This is a genomic window from Rhodococcus sp. CX (assembly GCF_015865005.1).
Classification (GTDB): Bacteria; Actinomycetota; Actinomycetes; order Mycobacteriales; family Mycobacteriaceae; genus Rhodococcus.
Map to the genome: position 1 here is coordinate 38,932 of NZ_JADZGH010000068.1, position 6,740 is coordinate 45,671.

7 protein-coding genes and 1 pseudogene are annotated in these 6,740 nt (G+C 68.0%); 7 read left to right on the forward strand and 1 reads right to left on the reverse strand.

The window, feature by feature from the left end:
* The 7 genes from I0Q12_RS32250 to I0Q12_RS07230 all read left to right on the forward strand — a co-directional run.
* Positions 1-441: MCE family protein (locus I0Q12_RS32250; protein ID WP_231610182.1), on the forward strand; the 441-nt coding region annotated here is incomplete at its 5' end.
* Positions 438-1,496, forward strand: a complete 1,059-nt coding sequence (locus tag I0Q12_RS07205) for an MCE family protein (RefSeq protein WP_197251280.1) — start codon at positions 438-440, stop codon at positions 1,494-1,496. The genes I0Q12_RS32250 and I0Q12_RS07205, both read left to right, overlap by 4 nt.
* On the forward strand, positions 1,493-2,818 hold the full coding sequence (locus tag I0Q12_RS07210) for an MCE family protein (protein ID WP_197251281.1): 1,326 nt from the start codon (positions 1,493-1,495) through the stop codon (positions 2,816-2,818). The genes I0Q12_RS07205 and I0Q12_RS07210 overlap by 4 nt, the downstream gene beginning before the upstream one ends.
* Positions 2,815-4,029, forward strand: coding sequence for an MCE family protein (locus I0Q12_RS07215; protein WP_197251282.1), 1,215 nt, complete (start codon positions 2,815-2,817; stop codon positions 4,027-4,029). The genes I0Q12_RS07210 and I0Q12_RS07215 overlap by 4 nt, the downstream gene beginning before the upstream one ends.
* A complete protein-coding gene (locus I0Q12_RS07220) occupies positions 4,026-5,441 on the forward strand; it encodes an MCE family protein (RefSeq protein WP_197251283.1) in 1,416 nt (471 codons plus the stop codon). The genes I0Q12_RS07215 and I0Q12_RS07220 overlap by 4 nt, the downstream gene beginning before the upstream one ends.
* A complete protein-coding gene (locus tag I0Q12_RS07225) occupies positions 5,441-5,980 on the forward strand; it encodes a hypothetical protein (protein WP_197251284.1) in 540 nt (179 codons plus the stop codon). The genes I0Q12_RS07220 and I0Q12_RS07225 overlap by 1 nt, the downstream gene beginning before the upstream one ends.
* Complete coding sequence (locus tag I0Q12_RS07230; RefSeq protein ID WP_374068607.1) at positions 5,977-6,624, forward strand: twin-arginine translocation pathway signal; 648 nt, start codon at positions 5,977-5,979, stop codon at positions 6,622-6,624. Before I0Q12_RS07225 ends, I0Q12_RS07230 begins: the two co-directional genes overlap by 4 nt.
* Before the next feature lie 24 nt (positions 6,625-6,648).
* Here the strand turns inward: I0Q12_RS07230 and I0Q12_RS35080 are convergent.
* A pseudogene (locus I0Q12_RS35080) lies at positions 6,649-6,740 on the reverse strand (hypothetical protein); the annotation flags it as partial.

Genomic DNA, 6,740 nt, shown 5'->3' on the forward strand with positions numbered 1-6,740 from the left:
GACGTCATCGACAACCTCAACACCGTGCTGGGCACGATCGACGAACGCGACGAGCAGTTCGGCGACACCATCGACCGGCTGCACACTCTCGTCGGCGGCCTCGCCGAGGACCGCGACCCCATCGGGGCCGCGCTCCCGCAGTTGTCCGCGGGCACCGCGGATCTCGCGTCGCTGCTGCAGGAAACGCGGCCCGACCTGCAGTCGGTGATCGCCGAGACCAACCGCACGATGACGCAGCTCGAGCTCGGTGAGGACGACATCAATCGCACCCTCGAACGGTTGCCGACGGACTACAAGAAGCTCATCCGTGTCGGTGTGTACGGAAACTTCTTCCAGTTCTTCCTGTGCGCCAACACGTTCAAGTTCTCCGGACCGGACGGGACGACGATCCGTTACACGTCGGCGGAGCAGACGACCGGAAGGTGTGCAAAGGTCGAATGAGCCCTACTCGTGAACGCAATCCAGTCCAGGTCGGTGTCATCGGCCTCGGTGTGTGTGCCGCGATCGTGCTCGCGGGCCTGCAGTACGACCAGCTTCCGTTCATCTCGGGAGGCCTGAACTACTCGGCGCACTTCACCGACGCGGGTGGCCTCGTGCCGGGCGACGACGTCAGCCTCGCCGGTGTCGACGTCGGTACCGTCACCGGCGTCGAGCTCGACGGACAGCAGGTGCTGGTGACCTTCACGGTCCGCGACGGCATCGCCCTCGGCGAGGCGACCGGCGCCGACATCAAGACCAACACGGTCCTCGGCCGCAAGTCCCTGGCGGTGCGGCCGGCCGGTGACGGCGTCCTGCGGCCCGGCACGACGATCCCCGTCGAGCGCACCAACGCGCCGTACTCGCTGCCCGATGCGCTCGGGGACCTCACCACCAGCGTGTCCGAACTCGACACCGACGGCATCAACGAATCGCTCGACGCCCTGTCGCTTGCACTGCAGGACACCCCGCCCGAGATCAGCGGAGCTCTCGAAGGCATGCGGCGGCTTTCCGAATCCATCAACGCGCGCGACGAATCGCTGCAGGAACTTCTCGGCCGCGCCGAGAACGTCACCGGCATCCTCGCCGAACGCAGCGACCGCATCAACGAATTGATCCTCGACGCCAACGATCTGTTCGGTGAACTGAGCCTGCGTCGCGACGCCATCACCGAACTCATCGCGAACGTCTCGGCGGTGTCGCGGCAGCTGACCGGTCTCGTGCAGGACAACCAGGCACAGATGGCGCCGACCCTCGAGACGCTGAACGCGGTCACCGCGAATCTGCAGGCGAACAAGGACAACATCGCCGAAGCACTCGACGGACTCGGCCCCTACATCAGTTCCCTCGGCGAATCCGTCGCCAGCGGACCGTTCTTCAACGCGTACGTCTCGAACATCCTGCCCGCACCGTGGTGGAAGGCGGTCGTCGACGGGTTCGTCGCGCCCGAACTCCTGCAGGAGGACCTGGAGGACGTGATTCCGGACAACCCGCCGTCGATCAAGAAGGATGGCGAATGAGCGACACGACCATCGACAACGGGAAGAAGCCGGGCCGGCCGAAGTGGCTGCTGCCCGCGGTCGCCGCCGCGGTCGCCGCGGCCCTGATCGCCGGCGTCGCCGCGCTCGTGCTGCCGGGCTGGGGCAAGCGCACGATCCACGCCGAATTCGTGTCCACCACAGGACTGTACGAAGGCGACGACGTGCGGGTCCTCGGCGTGCCGGTCGGGAGCATCACCTCCATCGAACCGGGCGTCGACATGTCCCGGGTCACGATGCAGGTCGACGACTCGGTCGACGTCCCCGCCGACGCCCAGGCCGTGATCATCGCGCAGAGCCTCGTCTCGGCACGGTTCATTCAGCTCACCCCCGTGTACTCCGGTGGGGAGACGATCGCCGACGGTGCCACGATTCCGTTGTCGCGCACGGCCTCTCCCGTCGAGTGGGACGAGATCAAGACCGAACTGATGCGGCTGACCGAGGCGCTCGGACCGGAGGATCTCGACCCGCAGGGCTCGCTCGGCCGGTTCATCGACACCGCCGCCGAGAACCTCGAGGGCAACGGCGCCACCGTGCGCGAGGCGCTGCGGGAACTGTCCGAGACGATGCGGACCCTCTCCGACGGCCGCACCGACCTGTTCTCCACCGTCCGCAACCTGCAGGCATTCGTCTCCGTGCTGTCGAAGAGCGACGAGCAGATCGTGCAGTTCGGCGGCCGCCTCGCGTCCGTGTCCGACGTGCTCGCCGCGAGCTCCGACCAGCTCGGAACCTCGCTCACCGACCTGAACATCGCGGTCGGCGACGTGCAGCGGTTCGTCCAGGACAACCGTGACGGACTCACCGAATCCGTCGAGCGCCTCGCCGACGCCACCGAGGTCCTCGCCCGCAAGCGGCCCGAGATCGAACGGGTCCTGCATTCCGGTCCCACGGCGCTGTCGAACTTCTACAACATCTACAAGCCCGCCCAGGGTTCGCTCACCGGGGCCCTCTCGATCAGCAACGGCCGCAACCCCATCGAATGGATGTGCGGCTCGGTGGGTGCGGCGGCCAACGCGACCTCGGATCGCAGCGAGGAACTGTGCCGGCAGCAACTCGGACCCGTGCTCGCCTCCCTGTCGAGCAACTACCTGCCGTACCTGATCAACCCGATCGCCGGCGTGCAGGCGTTCCCGGACCAGCTCTACTACACCGAACCGTGGCTCGAAGAGGCCACGGCCGGACGTGGAATCGCCCCCGAGGAAGCGCCCGCACCGGGCCCGGTCGACGGGCTGCTGTCCGGACTGCCGAGCATCGAGGTGCCCGGCGACCTGGGCTCACTGCTGCAGCCGGGAGGAGGCCGATGACCACGCGCACCGGGCGGCTCACAGCCGTCACCACCTTGGCCATCGCCGCGATGACACTGTCGGCCTGCGAATGGAACGGGCTCAACTCGGTCCCGATGCCGGGCACCGCCGGGCACGGGGACGGCGCCTACCAGGTGCAGATCGAGATGCCGAACGTCACGACGCTGTCCCAGAACTCGCCGGTGCGTGTCGACGACGTCACCGTCGGGAGCATCGCGAACATCGAGGTCGTGGACTGGCACGCGCTGGTGACGGTGGCCCTCGACGGGGACGTCGAACTGCCCGCGAACGCCACCGCCCGCATCGGGCAGACCAGCCTGCTCGGATCGCAGCACCTGGAACTGGCCGAGCCGACCGACGAACCGCCGCAGGGCCGGCTCGAGGACGGCGACGTCATCCCGCTCGAACGCGCCGGTGCCTACCCGACGACCGAGCAGACGCTGTCGTCGCTGTCGGTGGTGCTCAACGGCGGCGGGCTCGCCCAGATCAACGACATCACCACCGAACTGAACGCCGCGCTCGTCGGACGCGAGGATTCGCTGCGCGACCTGATGCCGCGGCTCGACGAACTCGTCGGCACCCTCGACCGGCAGCGCACCGACATCATCTCCGCGATGGAGGGCATGGACCGGCTGGCGTCGACGGTCAACGACCAGACCGACACCCTCGAACGCGCCCTCGACGAACTGCCCGCGGCGCTCGAGGTGCTCTCCGATCAGCGGGGCAATCTGACCGCGGCGCTGACCTCGCTCGGTGAGTTGAGTTCCGTCGCAAGCAGGCTCGTCGAGAACGCCGGTCAGGATCTGGACACGAACCTGCAGGCACTGACCCCGACCCTGCGGGCACTCGCGGATTCGGGCAACTCGCTCACCCAGGTGCTCGGTGTGCTGCTCACCTACCCGTTCCCGCAGGCCGGTATCAACAACATCATCCGAGGCGACTACGCGAACCTCGCCATGACCATCGACCTGACCCTGGATCGTCTCGACCTGAACTTCCTGACCGGAACCCCGCTCGCCGGCCGGCTCGCCGGTCCCGAAGGCATCCTGGGGCAGGACGCCGGACTCGCGGGACAGGCCACCGACCCGTTCCTGGCCCCGCTGCAGCCGCCGGCTCCGCGGACCGGGCCCGGCCCGGCGACCGTGACCGTCCCGGGGCTCGGCGAGTTCACGATCCCCGAACTGCCGCAGCTGGGGGTGCCCGCGCCATGATGCTCTCGAGGTTCGTCCGCATCCAGTTGGTGATCTTCGCGATCCTCACGGTGATCGGACTGGTCGTCATGTCGGCGCAGTACGTCCGGCTGCCGCAGCTTCTCGGGGTCGGCCGCTACACGGTCACCGCGGAGCTGCCGTCGACCGGTGGCCTGTACCGGCATTCGAACGTCACCTATCGGGGAACGAATGTCGGTGTGGTCGATACTGTTTCGCTGACACCTACCGGGGTCGAGGCCGAGATGTCGATCGACAGCGACTACAAGATTCCGGCGGACGTCGACGTCGCGGTGCGCAGCGTGTCGGCGGTCGGCGAGCAGTACATCGACCTGGTGCCGCACGAGAATGCTTCGGACGAAGCGCATCTCGCGGACGGTGACGTGATCCCCGTCGATCGGGCGACCGTGCCGCAGGAGGTCGGGGCACTGCTCGACCAGGCGGATGTGCTGCTCGCGAGCATCAGCGACACGCGCCTGCAGACCGTCGTGGACGAGGCGTTCGATGCGTTCAACGGATCCGGGCCCGATCTGCAGCGACTGATCGACTCGACCCGCCTGTTCGTGCAGGAGGCCAACGCCAACAGCGCTCCCACGAGTCAGCTGCTCGACGAGCTCGGCCCGCTGCTCGACACCCAGGTCGTCAGCAGCGACGCGATCCGTTCCTGGACACGGGACATGGTGACCTTCACCGACCGGCTCCGCGTCAGCGACCCGGATCTGCGGGCGCTGATGGACAAGGGGCCCGGCGCGGCCGCGGAAGCCGAGCAACTGCTGCAGGACCTGAAACCCACCCTGCCGCTGCTGCTCGCGAACCTCGTCAGTGTCGGTGAGGTCGGCGTCGTCTACAACGCCGGCATCGAACAGATCCTGGTGCTGTACCCGCCGATGACCACGGCACTGATCACCGCGGCCGGCAGCGGACCGGCCGAGGACGGTGCGGTCGTCGACTTCCATCTCCAGTTGCACGATCCGCCGCCGTGCCTGGCCGGTTTCCTTCCGCCGGACCAGTGGCGCAGTCCCGCCGACGAGTCCCTGATCGACTCGCCCGGTGACCTGTTCTGCAAACTGCCGCAATCGGATCCGAACACTGTGCGCGGTGCCCGCAACGTTCCCTGCATGGAGTTCCCGGGCCGTCGTGCACCGACGCCGGAAATGTGCCGGACCGGTTACCAGCCCGAGTACACCGACAACCCGTGGATCGGCCCGCCGACGCCGGTGGCATCCGCGAACGACGTCCCTCAGCCCGCGTCGTACTCCGAAGGTTCGGACGCCGCCGCGCCCGCGGGTGTGACCGCGCGCCGGATCGATCCGGCGACCGGCACGTACATTGGTCCGGACGGCACGGTCTACCGCCACACGGGCACGGGGGCAGACACGAGTTTGGAGGCGTACATGAAGGCACAGCAGGGCTGATGACGGACGAGAACACGACATCGGAGAACCCGACCTCCGGGGGCACGTCGGCGGGTCGGGCGTGGACCCGGCCCGTCTCGATCGGCGCGGCGGTCCTGATCGTCGCGCTGATCGCGGCCGGGGTCTGGCTGCTGATCGACCGGCAGTCGAGCAACGAGCGTGACGAACGACGCCAGGCGTACCTGCAGGCCGCGCGGCAGACGGTGCTGAACCTGACCACGATTCACAGCGACACTGCCGACGCCGACGTCCAGCGACTGCTCGACGGGGCCACCGGTGATTTCAAGGCCGAATTCGAAGGCCGCGAAGGCCCGTTCGTGGAGGTCGTGCAGAAGGCCGGGGTCGACACCAACGGGGAAGTGATCGAGGCGGGCATCCAGACCGAGGACGGCGCGTGCACGTCGTCGCTGGTTGCCTCGCGCATGATGGTGTCCAACGCCGGCCAGCCCGAACCCTCGCCGCGTGACTTCCGGTTGCGGGTCACGATCTGCGACGAGGGCGGACGGCTGTTGGCATCGAAGGTGGAGTTCGTACCGTGAGCGACGAGAACCGGACCGAGAAGAACGACGGCAGCGACGAGGCAGTCGTCCTCGAGAAGAGCAGGGAGACCGCCTCCGGCAGTGATACGGCGGAGGCGACCTCCGGCGGCGAGTCCGTGTCTCCCACCGGGAAGAAAGGTGTTCCGCGGGCGCTGGCCGGGGCACTCGTGGCCGTCGCGGTCGTGCTGGCCGCGGTCGTCGGCTGGCTGGCCTACGGCAAGCTCCAGGACAACGCCGCCGAGGTGGCACGCACCGACGCGGTGAAGGCCGCCGAGGAGCAGGCCGTCGCCGTGCTCGCATACAGCTACGACAAGGTCGACGAGCAGGTCGCGGCCGCCGCGGAGGGGCTGACCGGCGACTTCCGCGAGGAATACCTGAACCTGATGAACAACGTGATCGTCCCGGGCGCCAAGGAGAAGTCGATCAGCGTTCAGGCCGTCGTGCAGTCGTCGTCGATCGTCTCGGCCGAGGCCGACCACGCCGTGGCGATGTTGTTCGTCAACACGATCAGTACCAACTCGGAGTTCCCGGAGGCGGTCAGCAGCGCCAGCCGGGTCCGGGTCGAGCTGGAGAACGAGGACGGTCGCTGGCTGGTGAGCCGGCTGGGCCCGCATGTGCCGCCGTCCGTCCTCGCGGGACTGTGACAGCGCGGCCTCCATCTGGTCCTTCACGTTCTCCAGATCGTGCGGGTTGCACAGGAAGGCCTGACGCAATTCTGCTGCGGCACCGGTGAATTCGCTCAGAACCAGGGCGCCGCCGA

Bases quoted from the DNA above. Each gene is read 5' to 3' on its own strand.
- I0Q12_RS07210 (WP_197251281.1), top strand. From the start codon at position 1,493: ATGAGCGACACGACCATCGACAACGGGAAGAAGCCGGGCCGGCCGAAG.
- I0Q12_RS07205 (WP_197251280.1), top strand. From the start codon at position 438: ATGAGCCCTACTCGTGAACGCAATCCAGTCCAGGTCGGTGTCATCGGC.
- I0Q12_RS07220 (WP_197251283.1), top strand. From the start codon at position 4,026: ATGATGCTCTCGAGGTTCGTCCGCATCCAGTTGGTGATCTTCGCGATC.
- I0Q12_RS07225 (WP_197251284.1), top strand. From the start codon at position 5,441: ATGACGGACGAGAACACGACATCGGAGAACCCGACCTCCGGGGGCACG.
- I0Q12_RS07215 (WP_197251282.1), top strand. From the start codon at position 2,815: ATGACCACGCGCACCGGGCGGCTCACAGCCGTCACCACCTTGGCCATC.